Origin of the sequence: Oculatella sp. FACHB-28 (genome assembly GCF_014696015.1) — a bacterium.
Classification (GTDB): domain Bacteria; phylum Cyanobacteriota; class Cyanobacteriia; order Elainellales; family Elainellaceae; genus JAAUTN01.
Genome location: NZ_JACJPJ010000074.1, coordinates 58754 through 79544 on the forward strand (window position 1 = coordinate 58754; position 20791 = coordinate 79544).

Genomic DNA, 20791 nt, shown 5'->3' on the forward strand with positions numbered 1-20791 from the left:
GTTTTATCTTCATTCTTTTGCTGAGATGCCTGAGACGATTCTTTCTAAGACAGTTTTGGATTGTGCAAAGTTAACCACCCGTGAAATTAACCAGCAGCTAAAAGCGCTGGCGTCTGAAGGAATTGAGCAGGTGGAAGTGGTGAATCCGGCAGGACGACATAATCTAGCGATCGCCCTGGAACATCCGATCACTATTAGTTTTCAAGGTTCAGTCGGCTACTACTGCGGCGGCTTGTGTGATAGAGCAACGATTGAAATCAACGGTTCCTGTGGCTGGTCAGTCGGTGAAAATTTGATGTCTGGGCAAATTACCGTCCAGGGAAATGCCTCCGCCAACGCTGGAGCCTCGGCGCACGGTGGCAAAATTTGCATCCTGGGAAATGCTGGACCTCGCGCCGCCATCTCACTCAAAGGAGCCACCCTGATCGTCAGCGGCAATGTCGGACATAGCAGCGCCTTCATGATGCAGCAGGGACGATTTATCATTTGCGGTGATGCAGGCGAAAATCTGGGTGACTCTATTTATGACGGTCAAATTTTTGTCGGCGGCACAATCAAATCCCTGGGTGCGGATGCTCGACTTGAACCCATGACCGCTCAGGACTGGGAAATGCTCACCCAAGAACTTCACCCTCTGGGTCTGGATGCCAAAGCTTATGAGTTCAAAAAGATAGTTTGCGCTCAGGAGCTATATCACTTCAAAGCCAAAGATTTCAGTAAGTGGAAAGACGCATATTAAAGCGATCGCATTTCGTAGGCTGGGTGGAGCGCAGCGAACCCAACAAATTTAAATCTTCGCGATGGTCAGCCCCTACCGGCTTAAGCAAATCGATGAACCTTACACTTGCCAAACATTGCTGTTGGGTTTCGCCTTGCTTCACCCAACCTACGTGACCTCTCGTTAATCCTTTTGAATTTTTAACTTAGAACTTCTAATGGAACCTGTTCTCAACACCAGCAGTACTTTTAACCCTGAAGTCATTCAAGCCATTCAGGAACGAGCAGAACTGGGACGCTACATGATTCGCGGATTTGGTGCATTCCGCAACGTGCCCCGATTGGACGATCTGGTTTTTCTCACTGCCTCTCTGACTCGCCTGCCACTAGAAGGATATCGGGAGAAGTGCAGCACTAAAACGGTGTTGGGAACTCGTCACGCCAAGCGCCCGATGGAGTTAGAAATTCCGATTACGATCGCCGGAATGAGCTTTGGAGCACTGTCCCGCAACGCCAAAGTTGCATTAGGTCGAGCTGCAACCTGGCTGGGAACTTCTACCACCACAGGTGACGGCGGCATGTTGCCCGACGAGCGAGAAGCCTCATCTAAGCTGGTCTATCAGTGTTTACCGTCGCGCTATGGCTTCAACCCTAAGGATTTGAAGAAAGCAGATGCGATCGAAATTGTGGTAGGGCAGGGCGCAAAACCAGGCGGCGGTGGCTTGCTGCTGGGGCAAAAGGTGAATCAGGTCGTAGCTGGAATGCGAACCTTGCCAGAGGGAGTGGATCAGCGATCGCCCTCTCGCCACCCCGACTGGATCGGGCCCGACGACCTGCGAATCAAAATCGAAGAACTGCGCGAAGCCACCGACTGGGAGATTCCCATTTACGTCAAAATTGGCGCAACCCGCGTCAAAGATGATGTCAAACTAGCAATCAAATCTGGCGCAGACGTAATCGTACTAGACGGCATGGAAGGCGGCACCGCAGCCACCCAAAGCATTTTTCAGGAACACTCTGGAATTCCTACGCTTCCTGCTCTGGTGCAGGCAGTCGAGGCGCTGAAGGAAAGCGGTATGTATGGAGAAGTTCAGCTTGTGATTTCGGGCGGCATTCGTTCTGGTCCCGATGTCGCCAAAGCCTTGGCTTTAGGAGCAGATGCCGTCAGCATTGGCACAGCCAGCCTGATCGCAATGGGCTGCAACAAACCTGTTTATGTGGAAAGCTATCACAAACTCGGCACAGAACCTTATCACTGTCACCACTGTCACACAGGATTGTGTCCGGTCGGCATTACTACCCAGGATGAAGACCTGATGGCGCGTCTACCCGTTGAAGAAGCCGCAACTCACGTTGCAAATTACCTTCAGGCGATGGTGATGGAGGCTCAAAGTCTGGCGCGTTCCTGCGGCAAGTCTGACGTTCACAATTTGGAGCGAGAAGATTTAGTTGCACTCACTTTAGAGGCTTCGGCAATGTCCAAATTGCCTTTAGCAGGAACGGATTTTGTTATGGGGCAATGAGGCTATTTGTATTGCAATTTATGTACGATCCGGAGCTAGCAAAATTGGCGATGTAGTCAGTTCCAGATAAGCAGGAAAGCTCAAAGAGAAGGTTCATAAATTAATTGTTCTCTTGCTTTCCAAGTTAATGCCCTAAACGGCATAACTGTCCGTCAAATTCTACGGGAATGGAAGGAGAACTGACTAATGAAATCGCAAACTTCCGCTACAGAGAATTTCACAACTGAAGTTTTTGTTGAATCTGGTTTGCCTATTTTAGGCTTTTTGCTGCTCTTGATTTTGCTGTAAGGATAGCGTTCAGCTTGAAGTTGTTTGAGTAACACGATTACGTTTAGCAAATAGGTAATTCTTTACCTCTTCAAGCTGCCGCATCTTTCCATTAGTTTCTTCAAGTTTAAGGTCAATTACTTTCAATTTTTCAGATGTCAGCATCGCAACGTTTCTCTAAGTATCAATCGGGTATTTGATCTCGTTTAGAGCAAAGCCTGAAAACTTGCTTTGAGTAATGATGACTACTCGTTCTACGTTTAAAGTTACTGATCTAACGCTTCAAGGCTTCTGGCACCATGCTGTGATTGATAGCGGTAGTGCGGACAGGACTGGAAGTTGGAGCTTGGCGCAGTTTGGCAATGTTGCTGAGTGCTTTTTGGGCATTGGCTTTGCTGCCCCGTTCGGTAAATAGCTTGGCGGCAATTTCTAGGTCAGCGATCGCCCCTCCTCGATTGCCCAATCGCTGATAGGCAATGCCCCGATAATAGTGAACAATCGCATTGTTGGGTGACAGAGCGATCGCCTCTGAATAGTCTGCAACAGCAGCTTGAGGATTGCCCAACTTCTGGCAAGCCATGCCGCGATAGAAGTAGACAATCGGGTTGGGTTGAATCTGGATCGCCAAACTATAATCAGCGATCGCTCCGTAAGGATCGCCCATTTCCACCCGAATAAAGCCACGGTTGCAGTAGGCAGCAAGGTAACGAGGATCTAGCACAATTGCTTCGCTCAGGTCAGCCAGTGCGCCCGACTTGTTGCCCTGGTCATAGCGCACCAACGCCCGACCATTGTAGGCTGCTGCATCGCGTGGGGTAAGGGCAATCAAACTGTCGAAGTCGGCGATCGCCCCAGCCTTGTCACCCAGCCTATAGCGCGTTACCGCTCGATTCCAGTGAGCTGCGACATCTTCAGGGTCAAGTGTTGGACTATCGAAACTTTCAGTCAGCTTCTGGATCACCTCAGGGTCAGTTGTTCGCAGTTTTAGCTCCAGATTTGACAACACCGTTGTCGTCGTCAGCGCCTCATCTACTCCCAACAAGGCAAACGATTGATCTGAGACCAAAAAATTCTCCCGCGCTCCCAAAACTTTAAAGCGAAAGTAATCTGGGTAGTTGCGCTTAAGCTGCAAAAGCTTGTGCAGCGTTTCCTGAACCGCCCCTCGTTGAATTGGGTCGATCGCCCACTGCTGATTAATGCTACTGAGAAACTGGACTTCGTTGCGGTCAGCCACGTGGCACCAGCCTACATCAAGCTGACACTTCTGACTGAGCAAGGTTTCTAACTTTTGCATCAGCCCGTCATCCAGGCTTGACTGCGCTGACCATTGCCAGACCAAAATCAATCGTTCTTGAGTCTGAGTCAACGCCTCTTCTAGAATGGCACGGCTCTTAGAAACACTCTTGCTATTCACGCCGGTCTGGTCAGACTTTAGATCAAAAATCAATTCATATTGAAGTCCCGTTGGCAAAGCTTGAAGGTGACGATTGACCCCTTCCAACTCTTGACGCAATGTAGCTTCCACTCGCGCCTGAAAACTTTTTGAGTTGTTTTTGAGCGCTGCCAACCCGACCGTCAAATCCTCCAAATGATGACGCATCATCTCTGCATCTTCAGCGGGAGGCAACTGGCTCACCTGTTCCTGAAGCTGTTTGTGCTGTTCTGCCAGGGTTTGCGTAAACTGTTGCAGCGAGGCAAACTGTTCTTGGATGCTGCTCAAGTAGGCAGTCATCGCGCCTTCAGCTTGCATGTAGAGTTCTGAAGAGGCTAGATCAGAATTCTGTAAGCCGTTTAGGTAGGCAGTCATCGCCACCTGAGCCTCTGAAAACAAATCAGAAAAGGTTAAAGAGGGCATCAGCCCGTTCATTGACGGTCCGAGGCGCGCCAGACTTTCCTCCAGGTCGCTCGCCGGATCTGGGGGAATGTAACCCAACTCCAGAGTTGCTGCGGGGTCATCAACCGAATTGTTGTAGACCGTTTGGTCAAATCGGGGCAAGCTGTCAAACAGGGGATTGTAGCTCAGCTCCAGGGTCGCGGCCGGATCTTCTGCCTGGGCAGGTGGGGTAAAGGGCGGCGGATATCTTAGCTCAAGCGTTGCGGTTGGGTCGGCAATCTGGATGGGTTTCTCAACTTGCCGTCTCAGGTTAAGCGCAGTGGCTTCCACCGCAGAGAGAGATTGCTTGAGCGCTTCTTGCTGCTGCTGCATCTCTTTCATTTCAGCCATGAGTACTGACCAATCCCGCTTGGGCACCAGGGTAGAAACCATTTTGATCAGTTCTGCGACTTCCTGCTTTAGAGAGGTGGAGTCAACAGGTGGCGGTAGTTTTTGAAACTGCCGATTGAGGTGAGACACCTGATCCCGCAGGGAAACAATGCTGGGTTTGGTCAAATTGGTCAGGTTTTGCAAATTCACCCGAATTTGCACCAGTTCTGTTTTAAATTGGGCGATCGCCCCTTCTACTTCCTCCATCCGATTGGCAGGAGAAGCCTTTTGCAGGTAGTTGGTGACACCCGCTAAGGTATCTGAAAGCTGAGCGTATTGCTCATGAATCTGGTAAATTTCTTGCCGCAGCGGTTGAATGCCCTGCTGCTCAATGGGGTCAAGCCGATCCTGAATCTCTTGTCGAATCTCTGCGACTTCGCTAGCCAGCTTGTCTAAAATTTCGCGGTTGTTGCGAGTAACAGTTTTCTTCAGGCTGCCGATCGCTTCTGGGGTGGGCAGCGACATCATTTGCTGGTTGAGCAACTCAATGTGCTTTGACACACGGCGATCGAGTTTGGAGAGGGCGATCGCCATATTCTGTTCGCTCTGGTCTTCAAACCGTCGGCGGTTAATCAGGTTTAGCAGCACCACCACAGACAGCGGCGTGGACGCAAACAAAACCTGCTTGGACATGAGGGAGACAACCGATCCAACCCCCAAGCCGACCAGCGATAACGACTCAACTAGTTCTAACCAGTGACGTTTTTTCAAGGATGCCCTGACCTGAAGAATAAGAGTGAATGCGACTCAACCGTCAGAATGCAGATATCCGTTCTGGTGATCGAGACAATTTACTCGAATCTTCTATCAGTTTGCGAAGCAATCAGGAAATTCTTTACGGCAAAAGATATTAAGCCGGAATTTACGTAGATATATGTAGCAGCCCCCAATCCGTTGCAAGACAAGTGAGTTATGAGAAGCATGCTCTGGCAGGCACACCTCCATAACCCATCAGAATTGATAATGTGACATCAGAATTTTGAAGCCTTATTTATCCGGGAATGCTCACGAAACAATACCAATTCTAGGAATTAGGACTGTAGAACTCAGTTCCTACTAATTTTTAGAAACTGAGGCAAAATTGAGGGAAACCGCTGGCGATCGCTGCCCATGACAAGTCTCAAAGCATCAGAACGCGGACTTGCGATAGTCAATCAAGCAAGACTGAGGAAGGGGTGGACTAAAACTCGCACCTCCCTTTGGTGGCAGTCTGCTCACACCTCCCAAGCAACACTGCGGCGATTTTGGCAAGGGGCAGCGGTGCAGAGCGAAACCTTTATCGCAATCTGTGAAGCTGTTGGAATTAGTGACTGGGGGAGCATTACTGATTCTGCTGAATCCACTGATTTTGAGCGATCGCCACAGAGTGCGCTGCAAGATTGGGGAGAAGCACCCGACATTGCTGGCTTTTATGGACGCGCTCAGGAATTGGGGGAATTAGAGCAGTGGATCGAACGCGATCGCTGCAAACTAATCGCCATTTTGGGTATGGGCGGCATTGGCAAAACGGCTCTTACCGTAACGCTAACAGATCGGATTCAACACCAATTTGAGTTTGTGATTTGGCGATCGCTGCGATCTTCACCGTCAGTTCCGTCTCTGCTGAATCAACTCACTCACTCTCTTTCCCAAGGGAAACAAACCGCTAATCCAGAGAATCTGCAACACAGCATTTCTCAATTAATGCTGCTCTTACGTCAAAACCGTTGTCTAGTGATTTTGGATGAAATGGAGGGCATCTTTCGCAGCAGTAGTGGGCAATTTCGTCCGTATGTTGGACAGTATCGAGAAGGTTATGAAGGATACGGAGAACTGCTGCGCCGAATCGAGAGCGATCGCCACCAGAGCTGTATTATCCTCACCAGTCGAGAAAAGCCAGAAGAAATCGCTGCCTTTGAAGGGAAAACTTTGCCAGTTCGATCGTTTCAACTAAAGGGCTTGCAAACTGAGGACGCTAAAGAACTATTTAAAGCCACAGGGTTTTCTGGCGCTGAAGAAGGTTTGACGGAGCTAATTTTGCTCTATGGGGGCAGTCCTCTAGCGCTAAAAGTGATTACAACTCTCATTCAAGAAGTTTTTAGAGGAAGCATCATTCAGTTTTTGAGTCAAAATACGTTAGTGGTGGGCGATCGCCTCCGCCTGTTGCTAAAACAACAGTGCGATCGCCTTTCCAATTTAGAAAAAGAGCTTGTGTACTGGCTTGCAATTGAGCGGCATCCCATTTCGTTATCGAGACTGCAAGCCAACATGGTTTCCCCACCAACCCAATCGGTGCTTTTAGAAGCATTAGCTTCACTAGAACGCAGATGCATGTTGGAACATGCAACTCAAACTGATGAGCAGGAATCCGCAACTGATGAATCCTTATTTACCTTGTCACTTTTGGTGATGAAATGTGTCACTGATGAGTTTGTTGAACAAGCAATCGATGAACTCTATACGGCGATCGAAACGCAGGACATTAAACATTTGAAACTCCTGAAACACTATTCTCTAATTCCACCCCAGTCCAGTGAAGGTGAGGATAATGCATCAACCCACATGCTTAAACGGTTCAAAAATAGTCTCCAGTCTACGTTTAAGCGTGAGGAGTTGAAACATCAGCTGCAAATGATATTTCAACTTTTGGAGGGTCAGATTCCGGCAACAGCAGGTTACACGAATGCTAATCTAGCCCAACTTTTAAGCGTTTTAGAGACTAACTTCAATACTTGGAACAAGCAAATTTCAATAAAGCAGAATTAACTTCTGCTAACTTCTACTGAGCAGATTTTGAAGTGGCGATCGCCCGCTGCTTCTCCAAAAAATCTTCGATTTCTGCCACAAGCCATACTTTTTCTGCTTCCGGTAGCAGTGAGCCAAACAGACGCTGTTGCTGATTTCGAGTGGTAATAGTGCAAGTTGTTATGGAGGTTCTTCTGACTGGCAAACCTAAGCCTTTTAACATCGCCTGCTTAACCTGAATCGGCTTTCCTTGTACATTGCGATAGCGCCACTTCCACAACCACTGCTGAAGCTTGAAATTCTGAGATGTAATCTCCAATCGTGTCCGAGAAGATGCACTAATCAGAAATAGGAATAGCAACGAGACATCCATTACTCCCCAAAGAATCAGACAAATTGTGCCAACCGGAATCTGACCTAGGAGAAAATTTAGCAGTTCTTCTAAGTAGAAAGTGTCGTAGGGATAAAGAACTAGAACGACAACTGTCCAACTGATGAGCCAGAAACCCAAATGTCCAATCAATAAAAGCAGCGCAAACAGTTGACTATGATTACTTCCTAGTCCAACAGGTGGAATCTCTGCTACTAGCCTTTCTCCACTGACTGTTAAGTTGATGGAGCTATCAGCAGGGCGAATGGGCTTTGGGCTAGCACGGGCAAAGGCTTTCCCTCCACGCAAAGTAGCCAATGCTTCTGCTGCTGAGGGAAAGCGATCTTCTGCCACAGGTTCCACCATTCGCTCTAGCCAATCTGCAAATCGTTTGGAAACTTTGACATGAGGGCGAAAGTGAATTCGCAGTTTGCGATGGGGCAAATCGGCGGGTGTTTTGCCAGTTAATAAGGCAATTAGCGTTGCTCCAAGCCCATACAGGTCAGTGCCTAAAACGGCTTGTCCACGAAATTGTTCTGGAGCCATGTAGCCGTAAGTTCCAACTACAGTACTACTGCCAAGCACGGTGTTGTGATAGGTGTCTTGCACAGCCCCGAAGTCTACTAAAAATAACCGTCCATCATTCCGCCGAATAATATTTTGAGGTTTGATATCTCGGTGTAGCACTGGAGGCGTTAACTGTTGCAGATAAACCAGAACTTTTAGAATCTGAACGGCAATATTTTGAACCTGTGTTTCATCAGGATGCCAGCCTCTTTCAAGCAATGTTTCTAAGGATTGTCCTTCTGCAAGTTGTTGAGCGATGTAGAAGAGGCGATCGCGCGGCAAATCTACCTGAAAATAATCCACATACTGAGGAATCGCAGGATGGTCAAGCTGTTTCAAAATTCGAGCTTCTCGCTCAAACAGCTCTAGCGCCTTGAAGTCATTGGTTTGACGCAGGGACATGGCTTTGAGGGCTACCTGCTTACCCGTCTTCAAATCCTTTGCGGCATAGGTGATGCCAATGCTACCTTGCCCTAATTTGCCTGAGATTTGGTAGCGTCCAGCAATGAGATTCCCTGACTGATGTAGTGTTGTCATAGGAGTTTTATAAGTGGTTGAAGTTATAAGGCAGATAAACCTTCTTTAAGGCAAGACGTAAGCCAGTAGGTTTCACTTATCGCCACTGTCTGTAGCACTGTGGCGCTTTAGCAGTTCAACTAGTTTTGCTGCTTCTGCTTGTGGAGGTAAAACAGTATCAGACTGACATGTATTTGCAAGTTCGAGCGGCGTAAAGTTTAGGTTATCTCTAATATTCGCTCTCGCTCCGTGAGTGAGCAGCAAACTAGCCAGTTCTACTTTAGAAGCCCACACTTGAACCTGACGCTCAGCTATTCTTTCTCGAAGATAAATCGTTTCTTGAACCTGAAGCTCAGCTATTCTTTCTCGAAGATAAATCGTTTCTCCTGAAATATAATGAGAACAACTATTGAACTCAATTTTTATCTCATCTTCTGCATCAATCAATTCTCCAAATCCCGGTGTTCCACTGATATTTTTCCCCGCTATTACAAAATGCAGTGGGGTTCTACCATTATTATCTTGGGCATTGACTTGAGCGCCATGTTTAATGAGTACGTTGATTACTTCACTTGTAGCGGATGGAGGAAAGTGTTCTAGAGATACATGAAGTGGTGTTCTGCCATGATGATCTTTAGCATTGACATCTGCACCATTTGCAATCAAAGCTTCTGTTGTCCATTCTGCTAGTCGACCACTTTGCCTTGCCCAAACACTCGCTGCCCAATGCAGCGACGTTCTACCGTATCGATCTTGAGCATTGATGTCTGCTCCATTAGCAACCCAGGTTTGAGCAATCATTGCTTCAAATTCATTTTCTATGTCCACTGAGCTACTGTGATACAAGCCTGACTTGATCAGAATGTGCAGAGGGGTATACCCATAGTTATCTCTGGCGTTGATATCCGCACCATTAGCAAGCAATGCTTCAACTAGCGGCTGTCTGAAATTGCCGTAAGAATACCACTCTGCTATGTGATGCAGAGGTGTTCTGCCTTTGTCGTCGGGGAGATTTACGTCTGCTCCTCGTGCTATCAGTAATTCAAATATTTCTGCGGATTCAACATACCGAAGTAAATCAGTAGCTTGCCGAACTCTAGCTTCCTTGTCTTGTAGCAGTCCATCCCAAAACAGAATGCTGCTAAGCATATCTATATCTCCACTCCGAACTACTGTACTTGGAAGGATTTGTTGCCTAGTTGTTAAGCTGAGCCAAGGAGCTTTTAAGTACCTAGGAGCATTTAGTGCGACAACGATCGCCACTCCTAACCCAACTATGATTTTCATGGGAATGGGCGATCGCGCTTTACCTCTAATTCTCTTGCCTTGCAGTGCAGCTAATGCTTCCTTCGCAGAGGAAAAGCGGTCTTCCTCATCTGGCTCTACCATTTGCTGAAGCCAGTCGGCAAACTCCTCGGAAACCTGGATGCGATCGCGAAAGTTGTACCGCAGCCTTTCCTGAGGCAATTCCGAGGGGCAACGGTGCGTTAGCAAAAATAGTAAAGTCGTGCCCAAACCATACAGATCCGTCGCAGGAACAGCCTCCCCGCGAAACTGTTCTGGAGCCATGTAACCATAGGTTCCCACTACGGTACTACCCCGTGCCACCGTAGTACGGTAAGTATCCTGAACGGCACCAAAATCTACCAGGAAAATCCTGCCATCCTCTCCCAAAACTAAATTCTGCGGCTTGATGTCGCGATGAATGACTGATGGTTTTTGAGCTTGCAGGTAGATGAGAATCTCTAGAACCTTAGTCGCAATCTGCCGAACACCACTCTCATTGGTGCGCCACCCTCCTGTTACCAGTTCTGCCAACGACTTGCCCTCTGCCAACTGCTGCACAATGTAAAAGGCTCGGTCTTCAGCCGTGTCTATGTAGAAATAATCCAGGTAGCTGGGAATCGCAGGATGATGAAGCTGCTTTAGCGTTCGGGCTTCCCGCTCAAACAGTTCCAGGACCTTAAATTCGCCCATGTGCCGCAGCGACAGCTCCTTTAGAGCTACGGGTTGATTGGTAGTCAGGTCTTTGGCAGCGTAAGTTGTGGCAATTCCACCTCTTCCTAAGGTATCTGTCACCCCATACCGATTGGCAATGATATGTCCGATTTTATGCGGGATCTCCATAGGAGGTTTGTGGGTAGGTTGGGTTTAGCAGGAGGCGATCGCAACCTGGCTAGCAGTCCTGCTGATTCTTAGATGTTTTAATTTTGCCTGCCCTGCCCCTAATTGTGCGCTCAGTTTTGATCTCACCCTTGATCTCACCGCTGCGCCCAAGTTTCCTGATTTGTTTAAGCATTAGCCACCGACATTCGCAAAATCATCAGGCATGATCAGGGTAGTTGAGACAGTGTGGCGCTCGCTTGGGTAAGCCAAAATTGAGGGAAACTCAAACAGCCACTGCTCAAACTGCACACTGAAAGAGGAGTTAATTATGGAACAAGGTGAACTGTTGACATTGATTATGCTGCTGACCCCCGGCTTACTGCTGTCGATTTTGGTGATGGCGGTGTTCTCTGTTGGTGGGTGACACACAATTTGCACACCTAGACGGACAAGTGTGCCTAACCACAAACTGTTTTTTTAGCTCACCGATTGCTTCGTTCTGATCCCTAAATGCTAATAGACCGACCAGTTTGAAAGGCTGAAGCATTCTATTCAGACTTCTGCTAAGAAAAGCTGCCTTCAAACTGGATTGGGCTAAACAATACAGTCGTGGAGTTGAAGTTGCAACTCTGAGGTAAGCATTATGGGGCAGTATGAACAGCGAGGTAAAACACCACAGGCGGTTCCTCACCTTTGGCTCTGGTGGGCGGTGGCAACTGGAATTGCCGGGGCGCTCGTTGGAGCATTGGAAGCGTCAGGATTTCAATTCCTGGCGACTGTGTTCTTTACAGGTTTGTTTATTGGCACAGCTCAATGGTTGATCTTGCGCCACTACATTCCCAAATCCTTCTGGTGGATAGCGGTTAGTACGTTAGGGTGGTTTTTCGGACTGATGCTGATGGTGAGTTTGGATGTAGTCCTTGATCTGATCATTCAATTCTTAACCAGGCTGGGCGCATGGCAAGTTTTTTGGATGAATTTAGTTGGTGAGCCTGTTGTGCTGGCAATTTTGGGAGCAGCCCAGTTACCAATTTTGTGGCGAGCTGTTCGCAAAGCGTACTGGTGGCTTCCTGTTAGCGCTTTGGGTGGTGCGTTACAAGGCGCGAGCGGTTCGGCTGTCGCATATGTCATACAGCCAGGAGTATTGTCAGGAACATTCGTAACTGCACTGTCCTATGGATCGGGTTGGTTGACCTATGGCATCGTTACTGGAATTTGCCTGCAATGGCTACTACGCCACCAGTTTCGGTAGAAGCAAGTAACACAGCACTATAAACACACAGTAGGGGCAAAACATTTGTGATGAGGATGAATGGCTATCACCACCCATCTTCGACACAAACGCTTTGCCCCTACTCCGAAATTACAGAAATTGCAGCTAGGCTGCTGAGGGTCTAACGGCGACCGCGAACTGGGACTTTGTTGAGATAGTCGATGTCAAACGCAGAGGTGCGCTGAGCGTAGTTGATTTTGGGTGCGATCGCTGCCGCCACAGCACGGAACTTGCGAGGATCGCCTTCGGGAAGACTGCGCTCCTGGAATTTGAGCGTGTAGAACTTCTCCAGGGTGATCCGCCAGTCGGTTTTAGCAGTTCCTGCAACTTCGCGATAGTCTTCACCGTAGCGAGGCACAAAGGTGAAGGGACGCTTCTCCATCCGCTTGCGCTGATAAGGAACAATCGAATCACCAAAGGCTTGGATGTACTCCTCACTATCGAGAAGCGCATCAACAAACCCATGGAAACCCAAAGTTCCAATCTTGATTGACCAGGCAATCTTTTCTTCCTGATTGTAAGGAGCACGACCCAACAACCGCTTGACGCAAATTTCCACCAAGCGGTAGTTATCATTAACACCAACTACCAGGGTGTAGAACCGCTCTGACTTCACCAACTCACGAATGAAATCACGAACGGTAATGGAGCCGTTTGCCAAGCGAGTTTCTAGCGTGATCTGGCGGTTAAATCTGAGCAAAAGCTGTTCATTAAACACTTGCCGATACGCTTCTCGAACCAGAGCCTGCAACTCTGATGGAGAATTCACGTCCTCAATTCGGTAAACGTAGGGGGTATCTTCGTTCTGATCGGATATGCCAAAGCTGCGAACCCTTTGGTTCTGACTCGATGGTTTATAGTCGAGCAACGGCAATGCCATGCTAATGTCTCCCTTCTGTATTGTGCGGTGTAAAAGTTGTCTGAAATATCAACTGCGGAGCAGCACTTACGATAGACAGTCTGGGCTAGGGATTGATTCAGACCAACACTTCTTTGGGCTTATTATCCCGTGTTTTGTTGACTGGTTATGTGATGAACTGCATTTTTTGTAAGCAAATTTCAACCCAATGGTGCAATTCTCAACATTTCGCTCAGTTTTGCTCAGCTTCAATCAGTCTCAATCCAGGAAATCCCTAACCTGCCGAACCTGAGAATGCACTCAGTGCCAGCAAGAATGCACATCCTAGCGTCAGAACGATCAACACACCAGAAACCCGACCCCAGTTGGTGGACTTGAGGAATGTCTGAAGGTTGAACGGACGGTCAAAGTCAAGACTGAATTGATTTGCAGGCGTGTAGGGTCTAGCTGGAGGTAGCTGGTCGCGATAGTCAGCGCCATAGCGCGGGGTAAAGCTAAAGGGACGCTCTCCCATCCGCTTGCGCTGATAGGGCACAATGTTGTCGCCAAAGGCTTTAGTATACTCTTCACCATCCAGCAACAGGTCTACAAATTGATTCCACCCTTGGGTAGCAATTTGAATAGACAGCGTAATTTCCTCTTCTTTGCTGTAGGGGGCACGACCCAATAGCCGCTTTAACGCCAGTTCTACCAAACGGTAATTGTTGTTTGGCTCAACCACCAGCCTGTAGAAACGCTCTGATTTTGCTAATCCGCGAATGAAGTCTCGCACCGTGATCGAACGATTTTTAAGCCGCGTTTCTAAAACAGTTTGTCGATTAAACGACAGCGTTTCCTGTTCATTAAAGACTTGGCGATAAGCAGCCCAAATCAACGCTTCAACATCAGTGGGAGATTGAGTTTCTCCAAGCTGATAAACATGGGGAGTTTCTTCGTTCCGATCGACAACACCAAAGTTAGAAACTCGTTGGTTTTGTGTCGTTGGTTTATATTCAAGTAGCGGTAAAGACATTTTCAACCTCCTGTAATAGGATTCTGATATCTGCCAAACCTAATCTAGGATGTGTTTTAAAGCGGATTGAAAGGGGTGATTTTTCGGTTTTTTGTACCCGAAAAATTCAACCATTAAAGCCTAGAGGATCTGGCTCATGCTGATACACGAAGTACTCACGGCACTCTAGCGGCAGGGGAAACCTGCGGCAGAGTTAATCGAAGCGGGCACGGGAGAAGTATCCTTGCGAGTCGTATCGGGGATGGTAATGTTGTCAGTTTTTACCTGGACAAAGTTAACGGGTTTGATTTGGAGCGATCGCGCCAAATCCAGGAAGTTCCTAACATCTCCCCACTTGTAGCGTTCCTCCTCTTGCTTATCTCGCCAGTAGTCGCTGTAGCGAGGAGTCACCAGGTTAAACGGACGATCTTTGTAGCGCCGACGCTGATAGGGAATAATGCTCTCACCGAAGGAAGTCGTATATTCTTCGCTGTCAACGAGGGCATCCACAAAACCTTCAAACCCGGTCGTCGCAATCTTGATTGACCAGGCAATTTTTTCATCGTTGTTGTAGGGTGCCCGACCCAGTAAGCGCTTCAGGGTGAGTTCTACAACGCGGTAGTTTGAGTTGGTTTCAACTACCAGGCGGCGATATACGTCAGATTTTGCCAGACCTCGAATAAAGTCTCGCACAGAGATCGAGCGATTTTTAAGCTGAGTTTCTAGCGTTTTCTGGCGGTAGCTTTGCAGCGTTTCGTGTTCGCTAAACACTTGACGATAACCTGCCCAGATTAGATCTTGAAACTCACCATCGGAGGTTGCATTGTCTAACCGGTAGATGCGTGGGGTATCTTCGTTGGGTACCTCAAAGCCAGCTACACGCTGATTTTGAGAAGAAGGTTTGTACTCAAGCAAGGGAATTGGCATGGAAAGATCCTCTAGAAAACTGTGCAGGAAACGAGTTTTAGGAGTTAATTGTTCATGGGCATGCACGAACAATTAACTCCTAACTAGACCCTTGGATTTGTGGGGATGTAGCGGTAAGGTAGAGCAACACTGGTTCGCCTCACGCTAACTTGTGAAGGAGCAGCTTCACGAGTTGAATCAGGAACCTTGACCGATGATGCTCTGGCAACGTGCCGCTGGCTGTCGAGTTGAGGTGGCAAAAGGCTTTGAGCCATGTTTAAGAAGCCAGCCGGAATAGCCTGCCGAATGATTTTCTTATCTAATGCACCAGCACCATAACTCCGCGCCTGGAAGTAAGAACGACTTGCCAGTTCCATATCCAACAGGCGACCACGCCAGTAATCCTCATAGCGAGGAGTCACCAGGTTGAAGGGACGTCCTTCCATACGACGACGCTGATAGGGAACCGTATATTCTCCAAAGTTTTGCAGGTACTCGTCGCTCTCGACCACGGCATCAATAAATCCGTGTAGCCCGCGAGTAGCAATCACAATCGACCAGGCAATTTGCTCATCTTTGCCGTAGCTTGCCCGACCTAAAAACCGCTTAAAGGTGATATCGACTAGGCGATAGTTGCTGTTGGTATCGGCAACTAATTCCCGATAGACATCGGTTTTACCCAAAGCACGAACAAACTCTCGCACTGAAATCACTCGATTTCTGAATTGCGATTCCAACGCGGGTTGACGATATTGTTCGAGGATCAAATGTTCGCTAAAAATTTGTCGATATGATGCCCAGATGATGGCATCCACGCCTGTATCCGGGGTGGTGCCCGTTAACTGATAAACAGGTGAATCATCTTCATCGGGGATGTCGTAGCCATTAACGCGCTGGTTTTGAGTTTTGGGGGTAATTTCGAGGAGGGGAAGAGGCATAAGGTTAGGTACCTTTAACTAAAATGCATACATAAAAAGCGAGACTGCCGTAGAGCAACACGGACAGCCATCAAGGTGCAGTCAGATGTTCTAACTGTTGTTGAGCCATCCAAGCTCGCGCTTGAACCGCTAAATCTGGATCGTCTGCCATTGCAGTTAATCGCTCTAGAATCCGCTCTAGAATCGCTGAACTGAGCTGAGACTGGGACGACTGAGATGGGTTGCTACTGGCGATCGCCAACGCCTGTAAACCCACAATCGCGGCATAACGAATTGCCCAGTCCGGGTCGTGAGAGATCGTCAGCAACGCCTGCAATGTTCTGTCTTGAGCGATCGCCCGATCGCCCTCTGGCAGCTTCTCCCACCGCAGGTTTCCCAGTCCCTTAGCTGCTGCCCGACGAACGCTGGGGGCAAAGTCGGTTTCCGCCGTACTGAGCAACACCTCCAGAGCGCGGGGATCAGCGATCGCCGCCAACGCCCGAAAAGAATAGGCTCGTGCCCCATAGTTGTACTCATCCAACTGCTCAATCAGCGGCAGAACCGCAACATCGCCCAGCCGAATTAGCCCCTCAACGGCAACGCTGGCGGCTTCGGGGTTGTTGTATCCCAACACGGCAATTAGGGTTGGAATGCCTGCTTCTAGACCTGAAGTTGCCAATGTGTTCACAGCCGCCACCAACCGACTGGGAGAATCGGCTTGCTCGACGGCTCGAATTAGTTCAGAAGCATCAACAGCCTTGGTCACAAACATCAGATCACCCGTAACTTCACAGAAAGAGTCAAAGCAGGAAATTAAGACAGCCAGTCAAAACGCCAGTTTACTCATCTATAGCAACGCATCCATCAGCGTCATCACCTGGGTAGCCGCAGGAGACAAGGCAACCGGGTTTGTTTGCTTAAGATTGCTCTCTAGCAGGCTTTTCAAAGCAATCATTTTGAAGCTATTCTCAACGCTGGCATGGGCGATCGCCTCAGCACCCGGCAAATAACCACTTGCACCTAAGTCGAGCAATAGCTTACGACGCAGCTTTAGATCTGCTTCGGATAGCGATCGCACCAACCTTTCTCCGTAAGCGGGGTGTTGCGTCAGCACGTACAATGACCGTGCCGCAGCATATTGCACCCGTGGAACGGGGTGTTGCAAAAACGGCTCAATCAAAGCAGTTGCCTCAGTCGCTCGTAGAGCTTCTAGAGCTTCCATGGCAGCTTCAACTGGCTTGGCTAAATGAGGTCGTCCCGGCATTAATTGAGCCGATTCTACTCCCCCAGATAGCACACTCATCATCGCCGGAATGCAGGCTGGGTCACCCAGCATTCCTAACGATTGAGCCGCTGCCGCTTGAACATAGTAATCAGAACACTCTAAAGCCTGAAGAAGTTCTGGAACTGCGCGGCGATCGCCCAACTTGCCCAAGGCACGAGCCGCATTGCGCCGCAGAGGATAGCCTCCTAGCTCAGTGCGATCGTCCTCATCCTGAAGAGCCGTGATCAGCGCCTCCACTACGCCCGGACTTCCCGACCCAAACTTACCCAACCACCAGGCAGCATAATATCGTAGGCTCACATCTTCGTGAGTCAGGTTGGCAAGTGCCGTTTCTACCGTTAATGGTTCACCGTTGGGCGGTTCTAATTCAGATTCAAAATGTGATTGAGTTAACTCTGACATTGATCTAAACGAAGGGGCAGAGACAGAGGCGGGATCACTCCCTAATCCGAGGGGGTTTAACCCTCCGATGACTTTTCGGTGTGAGCAACTTTTGCATCAGCATGGGCAGCAGTAGCTTGCTGCTTTGCTCCATTACTGGTTTCGGCACCATTCAACGGCTTAATGCTGACAATCGTGCCGCCCAACCGATTAATTCGCTGCATCTCTTCGTTCATGCGGGTGTAAGGGACTGCAACAACCGCGTTACCACTGCGACGAATCGGATAGCTCAACTTGTCAGATTGATAAGTTTGACGCAAACCCTTAACTTCAAACAAAAACATGCGGGCTGCGCTATCTGTAAAACTGTTACTTCCCTGGATTGCTTGACCAAACATAACCAGTAAAACTCCTGATGTTAAGTGTTCGAGAGACGACAAATCGGTCTCCCATCCAGAACTAGAAAGCTTTATGTAATGCCTTTCACCACACATACCAATAACACTCAGCTTCGCAGATTATTCGTTACCGTATCTCTACTAAGAACTGAGTGCTATTGGGAAGTATGCAGACGAATTGCAGCAAACTAGGCAGGCGTAACGCTGACGATCTTGCCGCCCATACGATGAATCTGCTGCATTCTCGGTAGCATTTGCTCAAAGGGCACTAAAAAAGCTGTCGTGCTATAACGCACACTGGGATATCCAGGCTGAAGAATGTTGGTTACTTCAAGCCGATAAATGCGACCACTTTCATCCCAGGAACCACCCAGACACGCGGTTGGAGTTGCGTCCTTAGAAATGGCGCTAAAACTAGCATTACTAGACATCGTGTGAAATACCTCCAAATGACTACGGAGAACACGCTGTTGAGCGAAGTCCGTCTGAATTGCTTGGGATGAGATAAGCAGAACCCACCTTCACATCACCGTTAGGATGGGTAGCACGGTTTAAGCAGGTGAAACGCTAACGATTCTGCCGCCCATGCGGTGAATTTGCTGCATTCTGGGCAGCATTTGCTCGACCGGCACCAGGTAAGCAACATTGCTGCGACGCACTCTGGGATAACCGGGTTGAACAATTCCGGCAACTTCTAGCCGATAAACTCTGCCGCTCTCTCCAAAGGAACCACCCAATGCCTTAGAAGGAGTGTCAGCCGAGCCAGCGCCATGGTACCCACCGCTGTGATCGCTGGCGGTAGGCTTGACGATGGTAGAGGCACGATTTTGAGCGAGTTCGCGGAAGACATGAGGGCTTCTGCCGCTTACTTGAGAGCGATCGCTATTTGCATATCCCCGGTAGAGGCGGAACATGCGGGTAAAACCAGTGGTTCTCACGCCTGCATCAACTGAAAAACCAGTGTAGTAGGGAACAACATTGTTACCAAAGCTGTTCTCATATTCAACACTGTCAATATAGGAATCGATTTCAGCGTCATAGCCTTTGGTGTTGTAAAGATTGAGATGGAAATTCACCTCATCTTCGGTGTAAGGCGCACGACCCAACAAATGCTTGTAATTCAGCTCAATGAAGCGAGTATTGGAATTGCGGAAAAGAAACTTGTTTTTGTATAAATCTGATTTGGCGATCGCCCGGACAAATTCCCGAACGGTGATATTGCCTTGACGAAGCTGAGACTCTGCGTTGGTCAGGCGTTCTGACGCCATAATATAGTCATTGCCGAGGACCTGACGATACGCTGCATTGATCACCGAGCGCACATCATCCTCTGTCCGATCGGGGCGCAGTTCTACCCTGGAAGCATCAAATGCAGAAAGACCAAGTCTTCCTGCGGCTGACAAATTAGACGCAACTAAACCGCTCATGCCTATTCTCCCGAAGCAACAATTTGAACAACGTGTTTGAAGATTTTTATCATCAAAATGAGAAAAACAATGCCCGGAAAAATTAACAACTGCCAGCCAACTTGCCAACACTCGCTTATTCTTCCGGGCAATAGACCTGGAGACTAGCTCAGGGCGTTAATCACGTAGTCGATATAACCATTTGCTTCGACAGCGGGCTGACCGGTAACACCGTGGTTTGCCTTGATCCACTTCAGCGCTTCAACGTACCAGCTGTTGGATAGGTCAAAGGTACGGTGCATCTCATCCAATCCAGCCAACAGGAACTCATCGATAGGTCCGGTACCACCAGCAACGAGTGCGTAGCTGATGATGCGAACGTAGTAACCGATGTCACGAGCGCACTTGGACTTACCGCGAGAGTCAGCGGCGAAGTTAGCACCTTGCTGTTGGGTGGTGTAGGGGAATTTCTGGTAAACCGCGTTAGCAGCACCATCAACTAGCTTCTGAGCATTGGTGGTCAACGCACGAGCAGCTTCCATAGAAGCAGCGGCGCGCTCATAGCGACCGTATACTTGGTTCAGCTCAGTGTTGCTCAGGAAACGTCCCTGAGTATCAGCAGCAGCGATCGCTTCGGTAATGGGGGTCTTCATAGTTGAGATATCTCCCTAAGATATGTTCCTTCAAAGTTTTCGATGAAATGGCTATTTAGATTCAGCTATAGCGTTAGCTTGTTGCCCGTTGTACCAGACTCAAGCTCAAGCCGTAGCCGTTTCCTTAAAGGAGAGCACTGGTGGAATTAACCAACAGCAGAAGCAGCGCGATCGAAGTAGCTTGCCAACTCAGATACGAGAGCGCTGCAATCACCCTTGGTGATACCGTTGGGGTCGTTCACGATAGCGATAGCAGCTTCCTTCATCTTGCTGACACCAGCAGCAACGGAACCACCGGGTACACCCAGTGCTTGATAAGTTTCACGCAAACCGTTGAGGCAGCGATCATCTAGAACACTAGCGTCTCCAGCCAGAGCAGCGTAGGTGACATAGCGCAAGATGATTTCCATGTCGCGCAAGCAAGCTGCCATGCGACGGTTGGTGTAGGCATTTCCGCCGGGCTGGATGAGCTGAGGCTGCTCCTCAAACAGAGCGCGTGCAGCATTTGCAACGATGGTGGAAGCGTTACCGGTGATGCGGTTAACGGTATCCAAACGCTTGTTGCCCTCTTTCACCATGTTTGACAGAGCGTCAAACTGAGAGCTGCTCAGGAATTCACCTTTGGCATCAGCTTGAGAAACGACCTTAGCGAATGCATCTAACATGGAC

General features: G+C 48.7%; 18 protein-coding genes. 4 read left to right on the forward strand and 14 right to left on the reverse strand.

Going from position 1 to position 20791, the window contains the following annotated elements:
• Positions 1–25: 25 nt before the first annotated feature.
• Together H6F88_RS16950 and H6F88_RS16955 are read left to right on the forward strand one after the other, a co-directional pair.
• Positions 26–739: a protein glxC gene (locus H6F88_RS16950; RefSeq protein WP_190643924.1), complete on the forward strand. Its 714-nt coding sequence runs from the start codon at positions 26–28 to the stop codon at positions 737–739.
• A 196-nt stretch (positions 740–935) separates the two neighbouring features.
• Positions 936–2240, forward strand: a complete 1305-nt coding sequence (locus H6F88_RS16955) for an FMN-binding glutamate synthase family protein (protein ID WP_190643925.1) — start codon at positions 936–938, stop codon at positions 2238–2240.
• A 541-nt stretch (positions 2241–2781) separates the two neighbouring features.
• Here the strand turns inward: H6F88_RS16955 and H6F88_RS16960 are convergent.
• Entirely contained in the window at positions 2782–5481 is a 2700-nt protein-coding gene (locus H6F88_RS16960) for a tetratricopeptide repeat protein (protein ID WP_190643926.1), read from the reverse strand.
• Positions 5482–5880: 399 nt separating this feature from the next.
• Here H6F88_RS16960 and H6F88_RS16965 point away from each other — a divergent pair, with 399 nt between their 5' ends.
• Positions 5881–7515, forward strand: a complete 1635-nt coding sequence (locus H6F88_RS16965) for an NB-ARC domain-containing protein (protein WP_190643927.1) — start codon at positions 5881–5883, stop codon at positions 7513–7515.
• A 13-nt stretch (positions 7516–7528) separates the two neighbouring features.
• Here H6F88_RS16965 and H6F88_RS16970 read toward each other — a convergent pair whose 3' ends face one another.
• Together H6F88_RS16970 and H6F88_RS16975 are read right to left on the reverse strand one after the other, a co-directional pair.
• Positions 7529–8968 carry a serine/threonine-protein kinase gene (locus tag H6F88_RS16970; protein WP_190643928.1) on the reverse strand — a complete coding sequence of 480 codons (1440 nt, stop codon included), beginning with the start codon at positions 8966–8968 and terminating at the stop codon, positions 7529–7531.
• 72 nt (positions 8969–9040) lie between these two features.
• The gene (locus H6F88_RS16975; protein WP_190643929.1) at positions 9041–11074 is read right to left on the reverse strand and encodes an ankyrin repeat domain-containing protein; all 2034 of its coding nucleotides are present in this window, start codon (positions 11072–11074) and stop codon (positions 9041–9043) included.
• A gap of 622 nt (positions 11075–11696) precedes the next feature.
• On the opposite strand from H6F88_RS16975, the gene H6F88_RS16980 reads away from it, so the two are divergent.
• Positions 11697–12305, forward strand: coding sequence for a hypothetical protein (locus tag H6F88_RS16980; RefSeq protein WP_190643930.1), 609 nt, complete (start codon positions 11697–11699; stop codon positions 12303–12305).
• A gap of 142 nt (positions 12306–12447) precedes the next feature.
• On the opposite strand, the gene H6F88_RS16985 is transcribed toward H6F88_RS16980, so the two are convergent.
• The 11 genes from H6F88_RS16985 to H6F88_RS17035 all read right to left on the reverse strand — a co-directional run bounded on the left by H6F88_RS16985 (position 12448) and on the right by H6F88_RS17035 (position 20787).
• Positions 12448–13206, reverse strand: coding sequence for a phycobilisome rod-core linker polypeptide (locus H6F88_RS16985; RefSeq protein WP_190643931.1), 759 nt, complete (start codon positions 13204–13206; stop codon positions 12448–12450).
• Between the two features lie 253 nt (positions 13207–13459).
• Positions 13460–14197, reverse strand: coding sequence for a phycobilisome rod-core linker polypeptide (locus H6F88_RS16990; protein ID WP_190643932.1), 738 nt, complete (start codon positions 14195–14197; stop codon positions 13460–13462).
• A 165-nt stretch (positions 14198–14362) separates the two neighbouring features.
• Positions 14363–15103, reverse strand: a complete 741-nt coding sequence (locus tag H6F88_RS16995) for a phycobilisome rod-core linker polypeptide (RefSeq protein ID WP_190643933.1) — start codon at positions 15101–15103, stop codon at positions 14363–14365.
• Between the two features lie 83 nt (positions 15104–15186).
• Positions 15187–16020, reverse strand: coding sequence for a phycobilisome rod-core linker polypeptide (locus tag H6F88_RS17000; RefSeq protein ID WP_190643934.1), 834 nt, complete (start codon positions 16018–16020; stop codon positions 15187–15189).
• Positions 16021–16090: 70 nt separating this feature from the next.
• On the reverse strand, positions 16091–16771 hold the full coding sequence (locus H6F88_RS17005; protein WP_190643935.1) for a HEAT repeat domain-containing protein: 681 nt from the start codon (positions 16769–16771) through the stop codon (positions 16091–16093).
• A gap of 75 nt (positions 16772–16846) precedes the next feature.
• A complete protein-coding gene (locus H6F88_RS17010; RefSeq protein WP_190643936.1) occupies positions 16847–17686 on the reverse strand; it encodes a HEAT repeat domain-containing protein in 840 nt (279 codons plus the stop codon).
• Positions 17687–17742: 56 nt separating this feature from the next.
• Positions 17743–18063 carry a phycobilisome linker polypeptide gene (locus H6F88_RS17015; RefSeq protein ID WP_190643937.1) on the reverse strand — a complete coding sequence of 107 codons (321 nt, stop codon included), beginning with the start codon at positions 18061–18063 and terminating at the stop codon, positions 17743–17745.
• A gap of 188 nt (positions 18064–18251) precedes the next feature.
• On the reverse strand, positions 18252–18494 hold the full coding sequence (locus H6F88_RS17020) for a phycobilisome linker polypeptide (protein WP_190643938.1): 243 nt from the start codon (positions 18492–18494) through the stop codon (positions 18252–18254).
• A gap of 120 nt (positions 18495–18614) precedes the next feature.
• On the reverse strand, positions 18615–19490 hold the full coding sequence (locus H6F88_RS17025) for a phycobilisome linker polypeptide (protein ID WP_190643939.1): 876 nt from the start codon (positions 19488–19490) through the stop codon (positions 18615–18617).
• Between the two features lie 143 nt (positions 19491–19633).
• Positions 19634–20122: a phycocyanin subunit alpha gene (gene cpcA / locus H6F88_RS17030; RefSeq protein ID WP_190643940.1), complete on the reverse strand. Its 489-nt coding sequence runs from the start codon at positions 20120–20122 to the stop codon at positions 19634–19636.
• 146 nt (positions 20123–20268) lie between these two features.
• Positions 20269–20787, reverse strand: coding sequence for a phycocyanin subunit beta (locus H6F88_RS17035; RefSeq protein WP_190643941.1), 519 nt, complete (start codon positions 20785–20787; stop codon positions 20269–20271).
• Between the last annotated feature and the right edge of the window lie 4 nt (positions 20788–20791).